We start from the raw sequence: 18,965 nt of genomic DNA, 5'->3' as shown, positions 1-18,965 counted from the left end.
CGTTGTTTGTGTGCCCGGTGGCGCTTTGCTTACCGGGCCTACAGTCTGTTGTAGGCCGGATAAGGCGCAGCCGCCATCCGGCAATTCGCCGCATATATTGCGAGCTTCCTTCTCAAAACTCTCTCCCAATCTTGCCATCTGCAACTAACCCGATAAGGTCGAATTTTGTTAAAGGAAAAACAAAATGTCGAACTATCGCCGCCATTACATCAACGGTGGAACATGGTTTTTCACCGTAAATCTCAAAGACAGGCAAAGCGATCTTTTAATCAGGAATATTGCTGAACTCCGTGGCGCAGTTCGTGTGGTTAAGCGCATTAAACCCTTTTATATCGATGCCTGGGTCATTCTCCCCGAGCATCTTCACTGCATCTGGACGCTTCCCGCGAATGACTGTGATTTTTCTTCTCGCTGGCGTGAAATTAAAAAGCGATTCACTCAATCATTGCTACACCAAACCGTGTGGCAGCCGCGATTCTGGGAGCATACGATACGCGACGAGCGTGATTATCGCCGCCATATCGATTACATCTACATCAACCTGATAAAACACGGTTGGGTATCGCGTGTTCAGGATTGGCCGTTTTCGACCTTTCATCGACATGTTCGCGAGGGCGTTTACCCGGTCGATTGGGCCGGGGAGTTGATGGATCTTGAGACCGGAGAACGCTGTTAATGCCCGGTGGCGCTGTGCTTACCGGGCCTACAGTCTGTTGTAGGCCGGATAAGGCGTAGCCGCCATCCGGCTATTCGGCATCAGTCGCTTAGCGCACGGCCCCTGCGACCCACACCGCCAGCTCACGAAGCTCGCTTTCCTGATCCGGATATTCCGCAACCAGCGCTTCACAAGTTTGCTGTAAAACATCGGCGCGATACTGGCAGCCCTGTAGCCGCTCTGCCAGTGCTTCCAGCGGCGCGGGGTTGAGGCTATCGGTGAAGATCTGGGTGCGGGTAATCACGCCTTTTTCAACGTCGAAATGCAGTTCAACGCCGCCCCAGGTGAAACGCTCGTCCAGCAGATGCGAGAAGGCCGGCGCCTGACCAAAGTTCCACTCCCAGCTGCTCTGGCGGGCAAAGGTTTCGGCAAAATTCGGCAGATCCGGCGCTTTGTCCGGGGAGATAATCTCGGCGTCTACGCGTTCGCCATAGTGACGGAAAAAGGCCTCGGTTACGGCGGTACAAATCTGCTCGTGAGTCACGTCAGGCAGCAGTTCCACCAGGTTAGCGACGCGGCCGCGCACGGAAGTAATACCTTTCGCCTGTAGCTTTTTCTTATCCGGATTCAGATAGTTTGCCAATCGGCTTAGATCGGCATTCAGCAGCAGCGTGCCGTGGTGAAAACCACGGTCCTTGGTCTCGCGGTACGCGGAGCCGGACACTTTGCGCTCGCCTTCCTCGGTTTTGACGATCAGATCGTTACGCCCGGAGGCCTCTGCGGTCACACCGAGTGAATTCAGCGCTTCAAGCACGATAGCGGTTGAGATCGTTTTATCGTACTCCGGTTTGCCCGCCATAAAGGTAAAGCAGGTGTTGCCGAGATCGTGGAACACCGCGCCGCCGCCGCTGCTGCGTCGTGCCAGCCGGACGTTATCTTCTTCCATGCGGCGGGTGTTGCACTCTTTCCACGGGTTTTGCGCGCGGCCAATCACGACCGTGTCCGCGTTGCGCCAGAGGAACAGCACCCGCTGGGTGGCAGGCATCTGACGGAAAATACACTCTTCTACCGCAAGGTTAAACCACGGGTCGTGAGAGTCTGAAAGCAGCAGGCGCAGCGTTGTCATGGCGATTTCCTTTTCTGTTTAGTCTTTATCTTCGTCCTGTACCGGCTTGTTCGCGGTTAACAGGAACGGTGACTGCTGCCAGCGGGTGCGTTTGCCGCGCAGCAGCGTGCGGGCCAGCACCACGCCAATGGCCAGCGACAGCAGCAACATCAGGCGTAAAATATTGGTGGTGTTATCCACCTGGCGGGATTCCGTGGCGATGGTATGGGTATCGAGCGTCAGGCGCAGATAGCCGAGCGGGCCGTTTTTGCCGTTGATTGGCTCGACAATCTGCTGGTTAAAATACCCCCCGGCTTTTTTACCGTCCAGCGCTAGCCGATCGCGAAGCGCTACCTGCTCGCCGGCGCGGGCGATAAGGTTGCCCTCTTCATCATAGACGCCAGCGTCCAGGATGCGGCTTTTGGCGGTGAGCTGTTTCAGCAGTTGGCCAATCTTTTTCTCGTCTGGCGTTTCGGTTTTCATCATTGGCGCGAGGTTCAGCGACACCTGATATGCCAGCGTTCTTGCCAACTCTTCAAGCTGTGGGTTTCGTTGTTTCTGGCTTTGCTGGCTGAACCAGGAGGCCCCCTGCATCAGCGCGACAAGCAGCGCGAGACAGATCAGGACAATGACCGTACGATGCAGCCGAAATTTTAGTTTTGCGCGAACCATATTCCACCTTTGAAAATTTACAGCTTAATGTTGCCAGAAGCGCTGGTTACAAGGTAGCCTCATGCGTTATTTTCCTGGGCTTAATAAAGAAGATTGGAGCTGTAATGCCAAACAGTTTGACCTGGTGCGACCTGCCTGAAGATGTCTCCTTGTGGCCTGGGTTGCCGCTTTCGCTCAGCGGTGATGAAGTGATGCCGCTGGATTACCATGCTGGCCGTAGCGGCTGGCTGCTGTACGGCCGCGGCCTGAATAAAGAACGTCTGACGACCTACCAGCGCAAGCTGGGCGCAGCGATGGTGATTGTTGCCGCCTGGTGCGTGGAAGATTACCAGGTCATTCGTCTGGCAGGGTCATTAACGCCGCGGGCGACGCGTCTGGCGCACGACGCCGGGCTTGATGTTGCTCCGCTGGGCAAAATTCCGCATCTGCGTACGCCGGGCCTGCTGGTGATGGATATGGACTCTACGGCCATTCAGATCGAGTGTATTGATGAAATCGCCAAGCTGGCAGGCACCGGCGAACTGGTTTCTGAAGTGACGGAACGTGCAATGCGCGGTGAACTCGACTTTAGCGCCAGCCTGCGTCAGCGGGTAGCAACGCTGAAAGATGCGGACGCTGATATTCTGCGCCAGGTGCGCGATACGCTGCCGTTAATGCCGGGGCTGACGCAGTTGGTGCTGAAGCTGGAAACGCTGGGCTGGAAGGTGGCGATTGCCTCCGGCGGCTTTACCTTCTTCGCGGAATATCTGCGCGACAAGCTGCGTCTGACCGCCGCGGTGGCCAACGAGCTGGGCATTCGCGACGGCAAGCTGACCGGTGAAGTGGTCGGTGATATCGTCGATGCGCAATACAAGGCGAAAACGCTGCTGCAGCTGGCTGAAAAATATGAAATTCCGCATGCGCAAACCGTGGCTATCGGCGACGGCGCCAACGACCTGCCGATGATCAAGAAAGCCGGTCTGGGGATTGCGTATCATGCCAAACCGAAAGTGAATGAACAGACGGAAGTCACTATCCGTCATGCCGATTTAATGGGGGTGTTCTGCATTCTCTCCGGCAGCATGAATCAGAAATAAAGAGGTTAACGTGGCGAAAGCTCCTAAACGCGCATTTGTTTGTAATGAGTGCGGTGCGGACTACCCGCGCTGGCAGGGGCAATGCAGCGCCTGCCATGCGTGGAATACCATCACCGAAGTGCGCGTAGCCGCTTCTCCCACGGTCGCACGTAACGAGCGCCTGAGCGGCTATGCCGGTAATGCTGGCGTGGCTAAGGTGCAGAAACTGTCGGATATCAGCCTGGAAGAGCTGCCGCGTTTTTCGACTGGCTTTAAAGAGTTCGACCGCGTGCTGGGCGGTGGCGTGGTGCCCGGCAGTGCGATCCTGATTGGCGGTAACCCGGGGGCGGGGAAATCGACGCTGCTGCTGCAAACGCTGTGCAAGCTGGCAGAGCAGATGAAAACCCTATACGTCACCGGCGAAGAGTCGTTGCAGCAGGTGGCGATGCGTGCGCACCGTTTGGGCCTGCCGACCGCTAACCTGAATATGCTCTCGGAAACCAGCATTGAGCAGATTTGCCAGATTGCCGAAGAAGAGCAGCCGAAGCTGATGGTTATTGATTCCATCCAGGTGATGCATATGGCGGATATCCAGTCGTCGCCGGGCAGCGTAGCGCAGGTGCGCGAAACCGCCGCTTATCTGACGCGCTTTGCTAAGACGCGCGGCGTGGCTATCGTCATGGTGGGGCACGTCACCAAAGACGGATCGCTGGCGGGGCCAAAAGTGCTGGAGCACTGCATCGACTGTTCGGTACTGCTCGACGGCGATGCCGACTCGCGCTTCCGTACCCTGCGCAGTCACAAAAACCGCTTTGGTGCGGTGAACGAACTGGGCGTTTTTGCGATGACCGAGCAGGGGTTGCGTGAAGTGAGCAACCCTTCCGCTATCTTCCTGAGCCGCGGCGATGAGGTCACTTCAGGCAGTTCGGTGATGGTGGTGTGGGAAGGCACGCGGCCGCTGCTGGTTGAGATTCAGGCGCTGGTGGATCACTCGATGATGGGTAACCCACGGCGAGTGGCCGTTGGCCTTGAGCAAAACCGTCTGGCGATCCTGCTGGCCGTATTGCATCGCCACGGTGGTCTGCAGATGGCGGATCAGGATGTGTTCGTCAATGTGGTCGGCGGGGTGAAGGTCACTGAAACCAGCGCCGACCTGGCGCTGCTGCTGGCGATGGTCTCCAGCCTTCGCGACAGGCCGCTGCCGCAGGATCTGGTGGTATTTGGCGAAGTCGGCCTGGCCGGCGAGATTCGCCCCGTGCCGAGCGGGCAGGAGCGTATTTCTGAAGCGGCGAAGCACGGCTTCCGCCGGGCTATTGTTCCTGCCGCTAACGTACCGAAAAAAGTCCCGGAAGGGATGAAGGTGTTTGGCGTGAAGAAACTCTCCGACGCGCTTAACGTCTTTGACGACCTATAGTGACCGACTCCGGCGCGCGCTGCGACGCCGGTCTCTTTCTCCCCGGATAGTACCGTGAGTACATCCGGGTTTTTTGTATAATGGGTAGATGATTTACCCCAATTTTGCAGGAGGCTCTTGTGTCGTCGTTCGACTATCTTAAAACCGCAATCCGTCAAAAAGGCTGTACGTTGCAGCAGGTTGCAGACGCCAGCGGTATGACCAAGGGCTATTTAAGCCAGCTTCTCAACGCCAAAATTAAAAGTCCCAGCGCGCAAAAGCTGGAAGCGTTGCACCGTTTCCTCGGGCTGGAGTTTCCGCGCCAGCAGAAAAATATCGGCGTGGTGTTTGGTAAATTCTACCCGCTACATACGGGGCATATTTATCTGATTCAGCGTGCCTGTAGCCAGGTGGATGAGCTGCATATCATCATGGGGTACGACGATACCCGTGACCGCGCGTTGTTTGAAGACAGCGCGATGTCGCAGCAGCCTACCGTGCCCGATCGCCTGCGCTGGCTGCTGCAGACCTTTAAGTACCAGAAGAACATTCGTATTCATGCTTTCAATGAAGAGGGCATGGAACCGTACCCGCATGGCTGGGATGTGTGGAGTGCGGGCATGAAAACCTTTATGGAAGAGAAGGGGATTCAGCCAAACTGGATCTACACCTCTGAAGAGTCCGACGCGCCGCAGTATCTGGAACACCTGGGAATTGAAACGGTGCTGGTGGACCCGAAACGAACGTTTATGAATATCAGCGGCGCGCAGATTCGTGAGAACCCGTTCCGCTACTGGGATTACATCCCAACGGAAGTGAAGCCGTTCTTCGTGCGCACGGTGGCGATTCTCGGCGGTGAATCCAGCGGTAAGTCGACGCTGGTGAATAAGCTGGCGAATATCTTTAATACCACCAGTGCATGGGAATATGGCCGCGATTATGTGTTCTCGCATCTGGGCGGCGACGAAATGGCGTTACAGTATTCCGACTATGACAAAATCGCCCTCGGCCACGCACAGTATATTGATTTTGCAGTAAAGTATGCCAACAAGGTGGCTTTTATCGATACCGATTTTGTGAGCACCCAGGCGTTCTGCAAAAAGTACGAAGGCCGTGAACACCCATTTGTACAGGCGCTGATTGATGAGTATCGCTTTGACCTCGTCATCCTGCTGGAAAACAACACGCCATGGGTGGCGGATGGGCTGCGTAGCCTGGGAAGCTCCGTCGACCGCAAAGAGTTCCAGACGCTGCTGGTATCGATGTTGAAGAAGAACAATATCGAGTTCGTGCATGTGGAAGAGGCGGATTATGATTCGCGCTTCCTGCGCTGCGTGGAATTGGTCCGGGAGCTGATGGGCGACTAACGAGCATAGGGCTTATCAGTTGATAAGCCCTTTCTATTTCACATCTGTATTTTTATTATTATTGATATCATATTTATATAAATTATTTTTGTTTTATTATCTATAGTTATTTTTGATATTAATAAATAATGAAACAACCATCTTCAATATGGATTATATATCCATTCTGATAATATCCTATCAAAAATTATTTATTTTAAAATGTACTTTTAATTTAATTAAACCTGATGGGCTACGAAACAATCTGATATTGAGTACAATATAGCAAGGCATAAGTGCCTTCTGAAATGTTCAATGGAGTGATGTTTCGGGCCTCAGGAATAGCTGAAATAAATAAGCAAGTATTTAATATATTTGTGGCCTCCCCCCATTAAACATTTCCCCAGGATATAAGTCGTTCTCGATTAGCGAGCTGGTAGCTATGAGCCATGGGCGGTAGCGTGCCAAAAATAAAGTTATGGACAGGGGTTGTATGGCGAGAAGTGGCTTAGAAGTACAACAGGCGGTTATCAAAGCACTGTTTATGAGGGAAATCAAAACCCGCTTTGGGAAGTATCGGCTTGGGTATCTGTGGGCGGTGTTGGAGCCTGCGGCGCATTTGATGGTACTTGTTGGAATATTTGGTTTTGTTATGCATCGTACAATGCCTGATATTTCATTCCCTGTTTTTCTTATAAACGGAATAATTCCATATTTTATTTTTAGTAATATTACGTCTCGTTGTGTTAATTCTATTGAAGCAAACCAAGGATTATTCAATTACAGACCTGTAAAACCTATAGATACTATCTTAGCTAGGGCTATACTAGAAACTGCAATTTATATATTTGTTTACGCCATACTCATGTTTATTCTTGGTTTCCTTGGTGAAGATATGGAGATAAATGGTCTTGTTAGTTTGGTTATGACATGGATGCTGTTGTTTGTTTTCTCATGTGGAATTGGTATGGTATTCATGGTTATTGGGAATGCATTTCCTGAAACGGAAAAATTCCTGCCTATAGTGGTTAAACCGCTTTATTTTATTTCATGTATTATGTTTCCTTTACACTCTATTCCAAAAGAATATTGGCCTTATATTTTATGGAATCCAATTGTTCATGTTGTAGAACTTAGCCGAGAGGCTGTTTGTGTAGGCTATTTGAGTGAGGGAGCTAGTATTCAATATTTATCTTTTATTTCCTTGGCTATTATTACACTGGGTTTGACAGTATATCACTTTAGAGAGAAGGCAATGTTAACTTCATGATAAAAATAGAAGGTTTAACTAAAACATATAAAACGCCTAAAGGGAGACATTTTGTGTTTAATAATTTAAATGTAACCATCCCTTCCGGAAAAAGTGTTGCAATTATTGGGCGGAATGGTGCTGGGAAATCAACTCTATTACGGATGATTGGTGGTATAGATCGCCCCGATAGTGGGCGAATAATAACTGATAGAACAATTTCTTGGCCTGTCGGATTAGCCGGGGGGTTCCAGGGTAGTCTTACAGGGCGCGAAAATGTGAAATTTGTTTCTCGTCTTTATTCTAAGAAGAGTGAATTGAAAGAAAAAGTCGATTATGTCGAGGAGTTTGCAGAGTTGGGGCATTATTTTGATATGCCCATTAAAACATATTCCAATGGGATGCGTTCACGGCTAGGGTTTGGTTTAAGCATGGCATTCAAATTCGATTATTACCTTGTAGATGAAGTCATAGCCGTTGGGGATGAAAGATTTAAGCGTAAATGTAAGGAGGTTTTTTCTCAAAAGCATAAGGAATCATCATTTCTAATGGTTGCACATAGTCCAACAATATTAAAAGATTATTGTGATGTTGCAGTTCTTTTTGATGCCAAGTCAGAATGCCATTTTTTTAGTTCTGTAGATGATGCTTTGAAAGAATATAATAAATTTCAGAGTTGATATTTTGCTTTTTATATCTAAATGGATTGGTGCTTTTATGGATATGTCTAAGAAAGATGATCTTCTAATTTTGATTAGTGAAAAGGGCGGGTTACAGGCTAGGGATAATGGATTCGCTTACTTCAAACATAGAATCGAACATGGATATAAAAATACTTTTTATATTTATGAGCGGGATAACATCGATATAGAGTCGCTATCTCTATTTAAGAGAAATATAATATTAAAAAATAGTTTAATGCATCGAAGATTGTTTTTTAAGGCAGACTATTTGATGCTTAATGATGGTTATATGGATGTATTCCCTTCTTTCAAAAAAACACCATTATCAAAAGGATGGGCTCCAATTTTCTATCTTCAGCATGGAATTATTTCTTATAAAAAGATTCATTTCTATAAGGGGCATTATAATGGACGGGTTAGGTATTTTAGTACATCATTGAAAAATGAGAAATATATTGTTAGCGATATACTTCAGTCAAGATCAGATATACATCAAATTAACAAGATAATTTCTAAATATAAGATACCACATTTAAAAGGCTATGTTGAGAAAAAAGATTTAAAAGACTTTTACATTAAATTGCTTAATTCATATTATACTCAAGAAAAAAATGTTGAAGAAGTTGATTTAAAAGTTTTAAGAAAGCTGATTATTAGCATTGGTTTTCTTGATTGTCGGATTGCAAATTGTGGTCTGCCGAGACATGAGAATTGACCTGCTCCCCGTTGATTAGTACACCCCGATGTTAGTAATGTCTTCATAAGCCACATGAGGACATCCCCATGAAGAAGCGTTTTTCCGACGAACAGATCATCAGTATTCTCCGCGAAGCCGAAGCTGGGGTACCCGCCCGTGAACTCTGCCGCAAGCATGCCATTTCCGATGCCACGTTTTACATCTGGCGTAAGAAGTATGGCGGTATGGAGGTGCCTGAAGTTAAGCGCCTGAAGTCGCTTGAGGAAGAGAACGCCAGACTCAAGAAGCTGCTTGCCGAAGCCATGCTGGATAAAGAGGCGCTTCAGGTGGCTCTTGGGCGAAAGTACTGACGACAGACCAGAAGCGGGAAGCCGTGATGTTGATGTGTGATGCGACCGGTCTGTCGCAACGTCGTGCCTGCAGGCTTACAGGTTTATCCCTGTCGACCTGCCGCTATGAGGCTCACCGTCCGGCTGCTGATGCGCATTTATCAGGGCGCATCACTGAGCTGGCACTGGAGCGCAGGCGTTTTGGCTACCGTCGTATTTGGCAGTTGCTGCGCCGTGAAGGGCTTCATGTTAATCATAAGCGCGTGTACCGGCTTTATCACCTCAGTGGCCTGGGCGTAAAACGCAGAAGACGTCGTAAAGGGCTGGCAACAGAACGTCTGCCGCTGCTCCGTCCGGCGGCGCCCAATCTGACCTGGTCGATGGATTTCGTCATGGACGCACTTTCCACCGGTCGCAGGATCAAGTGTCTTACCTGCGTCGATGATTTCACAAAGGAATGCCTGACGGTCACTGTTGCCTTTGGGATTTCAGGCGTTCAGGTCACGCGTATTCTGGACAGCATTGCACTGTTTCGAGGCTATCCGGCGACGATAAGAACTGACCAGGGGCCGGAGTTCACTTGCCGTGCACTGGATCAATGGGCCTTTGAGCATGGTGTTGAGTTGCGCTTAATCCAGCCGGGCAAGCCAACGCAGAACGGATTTATTGAGAGCTTTAACGGACGATTTCGCGATGAATGTTTGAATGAGCACTGGTTCAGCGATATCGTTCATGCCAGGAAAATTATTAATGACTGGCGGCAGGATTATAACGAATGCCGCCCGCACTCCACGCTGAATTATCAGACACCGTCTGAATTTGCAGCGGGCTGGAGAAAGGGTCATTCTGAGAATGAAGATTCCGACGTTACTAACTGAGTGTTGTATCTAATCGTGGGGGCAGGTCAGTGGGATAATGCATAATTATCTTTCATTAAAAGACAAAGCTCAATCCAACTGCAAAACAACTGATTTTACAGGGACTCCAACGTATTCTACCGTAGGAGGATTAGGTTTTTATGTAGCCATCAGCTTTTATACCGATCAAACTTACACACCGAGCAGTGCAACCATCAATTTGCAAAAAAGCGGCAATTATCACGTACGTATCTGGAATGAAAATCCCGGGGCGGCGATTAAAGGTTATTACGATAACGTCACTTTTGATATCAGCAAGGTCACCGTCGCCGAACCCACCTGTACCACCCAACCGGTCGCCAGCGGCAGCAGCGTCAGCGGAACCACCGTTAATTTAGGCAGCTACAGTCCAAACGACATTATTAACGGCGCAACCGCCGTGCCGTTCTCCATCAAGCTGGCGGGCTGTAAGGGGCTGCGCAATATTAACGTCACGCTCGCGTCCACCACCATGGCAACCGATGCCACCCTGCTCGGCAATATTCTCACCCTTAACCACGCCACCGGCGTGGGGCTGGAAATTCGCGGCGCGGCCAATAGCTACAGCACGGAAACGCTGATCATTCCGAACGAGAGTAGCTCGGTGTATAACGACCAGCGCGACACCTCCAGCGATGACAATATCTACGGCAGCAGTGAAAACGGCAAGGTGCAAACCCATACTCTGAACTTCCTCGCCACGCTTAAGCGCGACAGCAATCAAAAAATCGGCGCTGGTAACTTTAAGGCCAACGCTATCTTTACCCTTGATTACCCCTGATGACCTCCCCCGGCGGCCTGCCGCCGGGGGACATGTTCAATGCAGTATCTCCCCCGCTCACCTGCATTACAAAAATACACAGGTGACATATTTAGCGACAAAGTGCTCGAACGCCGCGGACCTTGTTGTGTCATTATAAGAAAAATCTCAAGCCCACTACTGAGGGAAGAGAAAGCTATTACGGATAATAGCGTTATCGTGAACAAGCAAGGATATAACGATGGGAAGGAGCCCTGGCGTACCGTTTTACCACCGCCTGATGGCCGCTTTACGCGCGGCACTCATAATGCTGCTGTGCTCTGCCAGCGCGCAGGCCGCGACGCAAACGTTCGTGCTGGGCGGCACCGCCTACGCTTCGGACGGCGGGCCGGTTGGCGACGGTACGAACACGCTCTCTTACCCCAGCGGGCGAACCGTCTACTTCAGCCGCAGCGACACGCTGGCCCCCGCCAACGTCACCATCAACTGGAACGGCTCCCACGGCTCGTCCAGCGGCAAAGACCGCCTGTACTGTACCTCGACGGGCGCGGCCACCAGCAACCGCTTATCCGTCGAGTCCGGGCTGGTGCCCGCCGGCAGCTACGGCGGCGCGGCGTTATTCAAAACCAATATTACCGGCCTCTACTTCTCGCTCACGTTGCGATCGTTCAGCGCTTATGCCCTCAGCGTGACCGCCTCAACGCTGCCCGTCGTGGACGGGATCATGCACAACGTGATTACGGTAAAAGATAACGGCCACATCTGTTCCGACACCAGCAGCGGCGGTATGCAATACAACAGCCTGGGCGGGCTTGGGTTCTACGCGGCCATCACCTTCTATACCGACCAAACCTATACGCCGGTCAGTTCGAAGATTAGCCTGCTGAAAAATGGCGACTATCACGTGCGCATCTGGAACGAAAACCCCGGCAGCGGTATCAAAAGTTATTATCAAAACGTCACAATTGATGTCAGCGCCGTCAGCGCCAGCGAGCCGACCTGCACCACGCAGCCGGTTGCCAGCGGCAGCAGCGTCAACGGCACCACCGTTAACCTGGGCAGCTACAGCCCAAACCAGATTATTCGCGGCGCCGCCGCGGTGCCGTTTGCCATTAATCTCGCCGGCTGCCGCGGCCTGCGCAATATTAACGTCACGCTGACCACCACTACGCCCGCCAGCAACCGCACGATGCTCGACAACATCCTGACCATGAACCAGGCCACCGGCGTCGGCGTGGAGATCAGCGGCGTCGCCAACGGCTATAGCCCGCAGATGGTACTGCTGCCTAACGACACCACCTCAGTCTATAGCGAGCAGCGCGATACGTCGGGCGACGACAATATCTACGGCACCAGCGAAAACGGGAAAAACCAGTCGCTGACGCTCAACTTTCTGGCCACGCTCAAACGCGACGGCAATCAGAAAATTGGCTCAGGCAACTTCAAAGCCAACGGTATTTTTACGCTCGACTATCCCTGATGACGCCCGAAAGCGCCATCAGGATGGATATGCCCACAAAGGGCTAACGTTCCGTCCTCTCTTCCCCTACAATGCGCGCATTGCATTCATACAATTTATGACCAACAGGGGTTATGATGAAACCAACCACCATCGCCTTGCTGCAGAAATGCAAACAGGAAAAGAAACGCTTCGCCACCATCACCGCCTACGACTACAGTTTTGCCAAACTGTTCGCTGACGAAGGCATTAACGTGATGCTGGTTGGCGACTCCCTGGGGATGACCGTTCAGGGTCATGATTCCACCCTGCCTGTGACCGTTGAAGATATCGCTTACCACACCCGCGCCGTCCGTCGCGGCGCGCCGAACTGCCTGCTGCTGTCTGACCTGCCGTTTATGGCTTACGCCACGCCGGAGCAAACCTTCGAAAATGCCGCTACGGTCATGCGTGCCGGCGCCAATATGATCAAAATTGAAGGCGGCGCATGGCTTGCCGATACCGTCAAAATGCTGGCCGAGCGCGCGGTGCCGGTCTGCGGGCATCTGGGGTTAACCCCGCAGTCGGTGAATGTGTTTGGCGGCTATAAGATTCAGGGGCGTGGCGATGCCGGAGACGTGCTGCTGGCAGATGCGCTGGCGCTGGAAGCCGCGGGCATACAGCTGCTGGTGCTGGAGTGCGTGCCGGTTGCGCTGGCAAAACGCGTGACGGAGGCGCTGTCAATTCCGGTTATCGGGATTGGCGCAGGTAACGTCACCGACGGGCAGATCCTGGTGATGCACGACGCCTTTGGTATTACCGGCGGCCATATTCCAAAGTTTGCCAAAAATTTCCTTACCGAAGCGGGCGACATGCGTGCCGCAGTACGGCAGTATATTGCCGAAGTGGAGTCCGGTGTTTATCCGGGTGAAGAACACAGTTTCCATTAATTTATCTGCCTGCACGCCATTACGCCGGATGACGGCGCTACGCACCTTCTCCGGCCTACAGCTGCACACGTAGGCCTGATAAGCGTAGCGCCATCAGGCGGCGCTACGCGTGCGGTTGTAGAATGTAGGCCGGATAAGACGCTTTGCGTCGCCATCCGGCAAAACGCCTGATGGCGCTACGCTTATCAGGCCTACAAACTACAGACCCTCAGAACTTAAGGAGTCTTGTTGTGTTAATTATTGAAACCCTGCCGCTGCTACGTCAGCACATTCGCCGTCTGCGTCAGGAAGGCAAACGCGTCGCGTTGGTCCCGACCATGGGCAACCTGCACGACGGTCATATGACGCTGGTTGACGAGGCCAAAGCCCGTGCCGATGTGGTGGTGGTGAGTATTTTCGTTAACCCAATGCAGTTCGACCGCCCGGAAGATTTAGCCCGCTATCCACGCACCCTGCAGGATGACTGCGAAAAGCTGAATAAGCGCAAAGTCGACTTCGTGTTTGCTCCGTCAGAAAAAGAAATTTACCCGCAGGGCCTGGAAGGCCAGACCTTTGTTGATGTCCCCGGTCTCTCCACCATGCTGGAAGGCGCCAGCCGCCCGGGCCATTTCCGCGGCGTGTCGACCATCGTCAGCAAACTGTTCAACCTGATCCAGCCGGATCTCGCCTGCTTTGGTGAGAAAGACTTCCAGCAGCTGGCGCTGATTCGCAAAATGGTGGCCGATCTCGGCTACGACATTGAGATCGTCGGCGTGCCGATCATCCGCGCCAAAGATGGTCTGGCGCTGAGCTCACGCAACGGTTACCTGACCGCGGAGCAGCGGAAAATTGCGCCGGGTCTGTACAAGGTATTGAGCCGCGTAGCCGAGAAGCTGAAAGCCGGTGAACGTGACCAGGGCGAGATGATTGCTATCGCCGAGCAGGAGCTGAACGAAAAAGGCTTCCGCGCCGATGATATCCAGATTCGCGATGCCGACACCCTGCTCGACCTGACCGACAGCAGCAAACGCGCGGTGATCCTGATGGCCGCGTGGCTGGGCCAGGCGCGGCTTATCGATAACAAAATTGTTGAGCTAAGCTAAGCGGTCTGCACTGGCGCTGACCCGGGTTAGCGCCAGTCAATTAGCTGCTCAACCTCAACGAGCGATAACGTTGTCATCAGCGCGACGTCCTCGTGCGCCATCCCCTTTTTCAGCAAACGGCGGGCAATAATACGGCGTTCTTCTGATTGGCCTTCGCGCGTGCCCTGCGCCACGCCCTTTTGCATCCCCTGCTCTTCAAGCCATTGTGCGAGCGTCTGCATCGTTTTCTCCTTAGGCATCCTGTTCGTCAGCTCCCTGAAAAATACGGTTGGTTGATGTGTCGTACCGCGTTGCAACATATAGTTTAGCAGCGTGACTAGCTGGCTGTCGGTAGTGTACTCCGCGCGCAAAAGCGTTATCAGCGGCTCCAACAACCCCATTAAATCTCGCTGCCGAATGTGCTTTTGCAGCAGTTCAAGGATCGCGACCCGCCGGTGTTGCAATCGTTGCAAACCTTTCTGCCAGGCATTACGCAAACTGTATGAAGAAACAACACCAGATGTGTAGACACCCAACAAAAATCGGGCAATACTGCCTGCGAAATTCCTCAAGGCAGTCGTGAACTGCTTTGTTTCCGCTAAGAATTAAAGGTAGACGCTATGATTCGCACTATGCTGCAGGGCAAACTCCACCGCGTGAAAGTGACGCATGCCGACCTGCACTACGAAGGCTCCTGCGCCATCGACCAGGACTTCCTTGACGCTGCCGGTATCCTGGAAAACGAAGCCATTGATATCTGGAACGTGAACAACGGTAAACGTTTTTCCACCTACGCCATTGCGGCGGAGCGCGGCTCTAAAATCATCTCTGTTAACGGCGCGGCAGCGCATAACGCCGACGTGGGCGATATTGTGATTATCGCTAGCTTTGTCACCATGTCTGACGAAGAAGCGCGCACCTGGCGTCCGAACGTCGCCTACTTTGAAGGCGACAACGAAATGAAACGTACCGCCAAAGCGATTCCGGTTCAGGTTGCCTGATCCTCTCTGGCGTTCCGCGCCCGCGGAGCGCCAGCTTATCCCTGCGGCTGATTGCTGATAAGCCGCGACATCGTCTCCAGCGAATCCGTGCGCAAAATATAAAGTCTTTTGAGCAGCATTGGGTTGTCACCCGGTTTCACCTTGCCTTTCACCGTCGTCACTGCCAAATGAAAACCGGCGTCGCTTGCGGCTTTCACCGCCGTGGCGTTATAGCCGCCGAACGGGTAGGAAAGATACAGTACGTGCGGATTAAACTGCGCGAGCGCCCGTCGGGAACGCTCGAAATCAAAAAGAATATTGTGATAGCTTCGGCTCAGCAGAATCGGACGTCGATAGCCATCCACGCGATGCAGGAAGTGGGTGTGTGACTGAAAATCAAAGACATCTTTAATTTCTTCCAGCTCGGACACGCTCATAAACTGCAGCGATTTCGGCGCCCACTTCTGCGGGTGACGCTTGATGCGCGACGAGATAATAAACGCCGTCGCCTTAAAGCCGTACTGCTTGAGCACCGGGTAGGCATAGCGGCTGACCGACTTCAGACCGTCATCAAAAGTAATCGCCACCGCGCGCGCCGGCAGATTAGCGCGGTTGTGGAGATAATCTTCCAGTTGATAGAGCGTCAGCGTGGTGTAGCCCATATCGCGCAGCCAGGTCATCTGGTTACTGAATGCCCGTACCGACGTGGTGGTAGAGGTATGGCGGAAGCGGGTGTTTTCTTCGTCACGCAGGATATGGTGGTAAGTGATCACCGGAATGCCGTTATCCGGCTGAGCGTCCAGCGCGCTGATGTAAGCCAACCGCCCGCCGATACGAATCTGATACCAGGTCTGATTCAGCCGGTCTTTTAGCTTGTTAAGAATCGGGTAGCGCAGGTTATCCGCCAGCGTCCCAAACGGCGCGCTGCCCGCGTCCGGCGCGTTGTACACCGGCGTATCTTTCCAGGTGATCAGATTCTGGTTGCTGAGCGGCTTATTCAGATCGCCTAAGCCATCCTCTACCCGCTGACGACCCTGCACCGGTTCAAGATGGCCTTTATCGATAAACCCCTTGCCGAAGCCAAAGCTGAAGGTGTCGTAATCTTCGACGTCGGGTTCAACGGCAATAATTTGCCCGGCGCGCAGGTTGCCAACGGTCATGGTTTTATTACCGATGCGCGCCCAAATCGCCGCATCCTCGGTGGTTTGCATATAGCGCACGGGTAATGCGGCGCTAACGCCGCCGGCGAGGAACAGCAGAACAAAAACAACAGCACGTATAGCCATGAGCAATAACCGAAGCGGGAACCGACTTCATTATTGTAACAAAAGCGACATCAATACCAATGCTTACGGCTTATACAAATCGTGGAGCAGCACAAAGGGCGGATTTTTTTGCTGCTGATGCCACAGGCTGGTGACGCCGGGCGACCCTTGGGCAACGATGCGATCGCGAAAGTCGCCGCTGCTGAGGGATTCCCGCAGGGGAATCATCGACTCAATCAATGAGTAGTGAACACCGGCAATCACCTCGCAGCCGCTGTGCTTATGGCTCATCAGCGAGGCCACGCGATAAGGCGCCGCGCCGGCGTTATCGGTCAGAAAAATGACGCCGTCGCCGGAGTCGGTTTGATGCAGCGCATCGCACATCATGCGGCTTAGCATATTGGCGCTGAGCCCACGCCAGTAGTTTACCGCCCGGCACTGCGGCAGCGGCCCGAATTTTTTTTCCAGACGATCCAGCAGTTCCTGTGCGCGATCGTCGTGGCAGGATATCACCCAACCTAACATAGCTTGCCTCCTTAGCAGGCAAGTAGTTTAGCGGAGTGATAGATAAAGGGGGGTGATGACTGTCAAAGAACGCGTCCCGGCAGGTATCACCTGCCGGGAAATCAAACAAATCAGCTGCGCAGACCGCGCCCGCGCTGGATGAGATACCAGCACAGCAGGTAGAAGGCGAGGATAAACACCACCAGCACGCCGAAGGTAGTGACCAGCGGCACATCGTTAATGCCGAGGAAACCGTAGCGGAACCCGCTGATCATATAGACGATGGGGTTCAGGTGCGACAGCCCCTGCCAGAACGGCGGCAGCAGCGTCAGCGAATAGAACACCCCACCGAGGTAGGTCAGCGGCGTCAGCACAAAGGTCGGGATCAGGCTGATGTCATCGAAGGTTTTCGCAAACACGGCGTTCAGCAGGCCCGCCAGCGAGAACAGAATCGCCGTCAGCACCAGCGTCAGGGCAACAAATACCCACGAATGCACCTGGAACGGGACGAAGAACAGCGACACGGCGGTGACCAGAATCCCCACGCACAGACCGCGCGCTACGCCGCCGCCGACAAAGCCCGCGATAATCACGTGCGTTGGCACCGGCGCAACCAGCAGCTCTTCAATGTTACGCTGAAACTTGGCGCTGAAGAATGACGAGGCCACATTGGCATAGGCGTTGGTGATGACCGCCATCATGATCAGCCCCGGCACGATAAACTGCATATAGCTAAAGCCGTGCATCTCGCCAATACGTGAACCAATCAGATTACCAAAGATAATAAAGTACAGCGTCATGGTGATGACCGGCGGCACCAGCGTCTGTACCCAGATACGCATAAAGCGATGGATCTCTTTCGCCCAGATGCTTTTCAGCGCGATCCAGTAAAGCTGCATCATGCGCGATCTCCTTGTTTTTCATGAACCAGCGAAACAAACAGCTCTTCCAGACGGTTCGCTTTGTTACGCATACTCAGCACCTGGATGCCCTGGGCACTCAGTTGGCTGAAGACGCTGTTAATCCCCTGCTCGCGCAGCACTTCCACTTCCAGCGTTGAGGTATCGACCAGGTTATACCGGTAGCCCTCAAGCTGCGGCAGCGGGCTTTTCGGCGCCAGGTCAAGAATAAAGGTTTCCGATTTCAGCTTAGACAGCAACGCCTTCATCGAGGTGTTCTCCACCAGCTCACCGCGCTGGATGATGCCGATATTACGGCACAGCATTTCTGCCTCTTCCAGATAGTGGGTGGTGAGGATAATGGTGGTGCCTTTGTCGTTAAGATCTTTCAGGAAGCCCCACATCGAACGACGCAGTTCGATATCCACACCAGCGGTCGGCTCATCGAGAATCAGCAGCTTGGGCTCATGCATCAGCGCGCGGGCAATCATCAGGCGGCGCTTCATACCGCCGGAGAGCATCCGCGCACGTTCGTTGCGTTTTTCCCACAGATCGAGCTGCTTGAGGTATTTTTCGCTGCGGATCACCGCTTCTTTGTGTTCAACGCCGTAGTAACCCGCCTGGTTCACCACAATTTGCTGCACGGTTTCAAACGGGTTGAAGTTGAACTCCTGCGGCACCAGCCCGAGCTGGCGCTTAGCGTTAACCACGTCCTTTTGCAGGTCGTAGCCAAATACGCTCACCCGCCCGGAGGTTTTATTCACCAACGAGCTGATGATGCCGATGGTGGTGGATTTACCCGCGCCGTTCGGCCCCAGAAGCGCGTAAAAATCGCCGGCCTCAACTTTCAGATCGATCCCACGCAGCGCCTGAACGCCGCCCGGATAGGTCTTTGTCAGTTGCTCTAATTCCAGTGCAATGGTCATAGATTGTCGCTTACCTTACATTCTGATACTTGATATTTACTCTAAGTCATTCGAGTTACAGCAAGGCGGCGACGCAGCGAATCCTCAGGAACGTACACCAGT

20 protein-coding genes are annotated in these 18,965 nt (G+C 52.7%); 13 read left to right on the top strand and 7 right to left on the bottom strand.

Annotated elements, in window-relative coordinates; genetic code table 11:
* Positions 1-184 precede the first annotated feature (184 nt).
* Entirely contained in the window at positions 185-676 is a 492-nt protein-coding gene (locus tag H7R76_RS20285; RefSeq protein WP_182966281.1) for an REP-associated tyrosine transposase, read from the top strand.
* Between the two features lie 88 nt (positions 677-764).
* Here the strand turns inward: H7R76_RS20285 and lplA are convergent, their stop codons facing one another.
* Positions 765-1,781 carry a lipoate--protein ligase gene (gene lplA / locus H7R76_RS20280; protein WP_182966279.1) on the bottom strand — a complete coding sequence of 339 codons (1,017 nt, stop codon included), beginning with the start codon at positions 1,779-1,781 and terminating at the stop codon, positions 765-767.
* Positions 1,782-1,799: 18 nt separating this feature from the next.
* A complete protein-coding gene (locus H7R76_RS20275) occupies positions 1,800-2,432 on the bottom strand; it encodes a YtjB family periplasmic protein (protein ID WP_146145700.1) in 633 nt (210 codons plus the stop codon).
* 104 nt (positions 2,433-2,536) lie between these two features.
* On the opposite strand from H7R76_RS20275, the gene serB reads away from it, so the two are divergent.
* The 11 genes from serB to panC all read left to right on the top strand — a co-directional run bounded on the left by serB (position 2,537) and on the right by panC (position 14,310).
* Positions 2,537-3,508: a phosphoserine phosphatase gene (serB, locus tag H7R76_RS20270; RefSeq protein ID WP_106925224.1), complete on the top strand. Its 972-nt coding sequence runs from the start codon at positions 2,537-2,539 to the stop codon at positions 3,506-3,508.
* Between the two features lie 10 nt (positions 3,509-3,518).
* Complete coding sequence (gene radA / locus H7R76_RS20265; RefSeq protein WP_106925225.1) at positions 3,519-4,901, top strand: DNA repair protein RadA; 1,383 nt, start codon at positions 3,519-3,521, stop codon at positions 4,899-4,901.
* A 119-nt stretch (positions 4,902-5,020) separates the two neighbouring features.
* Entirely contained in the window at positions 5,021-6,247 is a 1,227-nt protein-coding gene (gene nadR / locus H7R76_RS20260; protein WP_106925226.1) for a multifunctional transcriptional regulator/nicotinamide-nucleotide adenylyltransferase/ribosylnicotinamide kinase NadR, read from the top strand.
* A 472-nt stretch (positions 6,248-6,719) separates the two neighbouring features.
* On the top strand, positions 6,720-7,496 hold the full coding sequence (locus H7R76_RS20255; RefSeq protein ID WP_182966277.1) for an ABC transporter permease: 777 nt from the start codon (positions 6,720-6,722) through the stop codon (positions 7,494-7,496).
* Positions 7,493-8,155, top strand: coding sequence for an ABC transporter ATP-binding protein (locus H7R76_RS20250; RefSeq protein ID WP_182929507.1), 663 nt, complete (start codon positions 7,493-7,495; stop codon positions 8,153-8,155). The genes H7R76_RS20255 and H7R76_RS20250 overlap by 4 nt, the downstream gene beginning before the upstream one ends.
* Before the next feature lie 37 nt (positions 8,156-8,192).
* A complete protein-coding gene (locus H7R76_RS20245; protein WP_182966275.1) occupies positions 8,193-8,873 on the top strand; it encodes a hypothetical protein in 681 nt (226 codons plus the stop codon).
* Between the two features lie 68 nt (positions 8,874-8,941).
* Positions 8,942-10,062, top strand: a protein-coding gene (locus H7R76_RS20240; RefSeq protein ID WP_096147877.1) for an IS3-like element ISSen4 family transposase whose coding sequence is annotated in 2 segments (ribosomal slippage) — positions 8,942-9,200 and positions 9,200-10,062 — 1,122 coding nt in all. Because the reading frame shifts where the segments join, the coding sequence is not laid out codon by codon here.
* 199 nt (positions 10,063-10,261) lie between these two features.
* The gene (locus H7R76_RS20235; protein WP_182966273.1) at positions 10,262-10,861 is read left to right on the top strand and encodes a fimbrial protein; all 600 of its coding nucleotides are present in this window, start codon (positions 10,262-10,264) and stop codon (positions 10,859-10,861) included.
* Between the two features lie 220 nt (positions 10,862-11,081).
* Entirely contained in the window at positions 11,082-12,320 is a 1,239-nt protein-coding gene (locus tag H7R76_RS20230) for a fimbrial protein (RefSeq protein WP_182966271.1), read from the top strand.
* 116 nt (positions 12,321-12,436) lie between these two features.
* Complete coding sequence (gene panB, locus H7R76_RS20225) at positions 12,437-13,228, top strand: 3-methyl-2-oxobutanoate hydroxymethyltransferase (protein WP_182930667.1); 792 nt, start codon at positions 12,437-12,439, stop codon at positions 13,226-13,228.
* Between the two features lie 230 nt (positions 13,229-13,458).
* On the top strand, positions 13,459-14,310 hold the full coding sequence (gene panC, locus H7R76_RS20220) for a pantoate--beta-alanine ligase (RefSeq protein ID WP_106925489.1): 852 nt from the start codon (positions 13,459-13,461) through the stop codon (positions 14,308-14,310).
* A 26-nt stretch (positions 14,311-14,336) separates the two neighbouring features.
* On the opposite strand, the gene H7R76_RS20215 is transcribed toward panC, so the two are convergent.
* Positions 14,337-14,828, bottom strand: a complete 492-nt coding sequence (locus H7R76_RS20215) for an Rpn family recombination-promoting nuclease/putative transposase (protein ID WP_286187655.1) — start codon at positions 14,826-14,828, stop codon at positions 14,337-14,339.
* Between the two features lie 81 nt (positions 14,829-14,909).
* Between H7R76_RS20215 and panD the strand changes: the two genes are divergently transcribed.
* Positions 14,910-15,290 carry an aspartate 1-decarboxylase gene (gene panD / locus H7R76_RS20210; RefSeq protein ID WP_035891933.1) on the top strand — a complete coding sequence of 127 codons (381 nt, stop codon included), beginning with the start codon at positions 14,910-14,912 and terminating at the stop codon, positions 15,288-15,290.
* A 35-nt stretch (positions 15,291-15,325) separates the two neighbouring features.
* Here panD and H7R76_RS20205 read toward each other — a convergent pair whose 3' ends face one another.
* The 4 genes from H7R76_RS20205 to H7R76_RS20190 all read right to left on the bottom strand — a co-directional run bounded on the left by H7R76_RS20205 (position 15,326) and on the right by H7R76_RS20190 (position 18,863).
* Positions 15,326-16,555 (bottom strand): polysaccharide deacetylase family protein, encoded by a 1,230-nt coding sequence (locus H7R76_RS20205; protein ID WP_106925485.1) that lies wholly within the window; start codon positions 16,553-16,555, stop codon positions 15,326-15,328.
* A gap of 63 nt (positions 16,556-16,618) precedes the next feature.
* Positions 16,619-17,059 carry a PTS sugar transporter subunit IIA gene (locus H7R76_RS20200; RefSeq protein WP_182929455.1) on the bottom strand — a complete coding sequence of 147 codons (441 nt, stop codon included), beginning with the start codon at positions 17,057-17,059 and terminating at the stop codon, positions 16,619-16,621.
* A gap of 110 nt (positions 17,060-17,169) precedes the next feature.
* Positions 17,170-17,940 (bottom strand): ABC transporter permease, encoded by a 771-nt coding sequence (locus H7R76_RS20195; protein WP_106925481.1) that lies wholly within the window; start codon positions 17,938-17,940, stop codon positions 17,170-17,172.
* Complete coding sequence (locus tag H7R76_RS20190; protein ID WP_106925479.1) at positions 17,937-18,863, bottom strand: ABC transporter ATP-binding protein; 927 nt, start codon at positions 18,861-18,863, stop codon at positions 17,937-17,939. Before H7R76_RS20190 ends, H7R76_RS20195 begins: the two co-directional genes overlap by 4 nt.
* Positions 18,864-18,965: the final 102 nt, after the last annotated feature.

The organism is Klebsiella sp. WP8-S18-ESBL-06 (assembly GCF_014169755.1).
In the GTDB taxonomy this organism is placed as follows: Bacteria; Pseudomonadota; Gammaproteobacteria; order Enterobacterales; family Enterobacteriaceae; genus Kluyvera; species Kluyvera ascorbata_B.
The sequence above is the reverse complement of the archived record's forward strand: the minus strand, read 5'-3'. Positions and strand labels throughout refer to the sequence as shown.

Excerpts from the sequence above, each read along its gene's own strand:
- H7R76_RS20285 (WP_182966281.1), top strand. The coding sequence starts at position 185 with ATGTCGAACTATCGCCGCCATTACATCAACGGTGGAACATGGTTTTTC.
- lplA (WP_182966279.1), bottom strand. The coding sequence starts at position 1,781 with ATGACAACGCTGCGCCTGCTGCTTTCAGACTCTCACGACCCGTGGTTT.
- H7R76_RS20275 (WP_146145700.1), bottom strand. The coding sequence starts at position 2,432 with ATGGTTCGCGCAAAACTAAAATTTCGGCTGCATCGTACGGTCATTGTC.
- serB (WP_106925224.1), top strand. The coding sequence starts at position 2,537 with ATGCCAAACAGTTTGACCTGGTGCGACCTGCCTGAAGATGTCTCCTTG.
- H7R76_RS20255 (WP_182966277.1), top strand. The coding sequence starts at position 6,720 with ATGGCGAGAAGTGGCTTAGAAGTACAACAGGCGGTTATCAAAGCACTG.
- H7R76_RS20250 (WP_182929507.1), top strand. The coding sequence starts at position 7,493 with ATGATAAAAATAGAAGGTTTAACTAAAACATATAAAACGCCTAAAGGG.
- H7R76_RS20245 (WP_182966275.1), top strand. The coding sequence starts at position 8,193 with ATGGATATGTCTAAGAAAGATGATCTTCTAATTTTGATTAGTGAAAAG.
- H7R76_RS20230 (WP_182966271.1), top strand. The coding sequence starts at position 11,082 with ATGGGAAGGAGCCCTGGCGTACCGTTTTACCACCGCCTGATGGCCGCT.
- panB (WP_182930667.1), top strand. The coding sequence starts at position 12,437 with ATGAAACCAACCACCATCGCCTTGCTGCAGAAATGCAAACAGGAAAAG.
- panD (WP_035891933.1), top strand. The coding sequence starts at position 14,910 with ATGATTCGCACTATGCTGCAGGGCAAACTCCACCGCGTGAAAGTGACG.
- H7R76_RS20205 (WP_106925485.1), bottom strand. The coding sequence starts at position 16,555 with ATGGCTATACGTGCTGTTGTTTTTGTTCTGCTGTTCCTCGCCGGCGGC.
- H7R76_RS20200 (WP_182929455.1), bottom strand. The coding sequence starts at position 17,059 with ATGTTAGGTTGGGTGATATCCTGCCACGACGATCGCGCACAGGAACTG.
- H7R76_RS20195 (WP_106925481.1), bottom strand. The coding sequence starts at position 17,940 with ATGATGCAGCTTTACTGGATCGCGCTGAAAAGCATCTGGGCGAAAGAG.
- H7R76_RS20190 (WP_106925479.1), bottom strand. The coding sequence starts at position 18,863 with ATGACCATTGCACTGGAATTAGAGCAACTGACAAAGACCTATCCGGGC.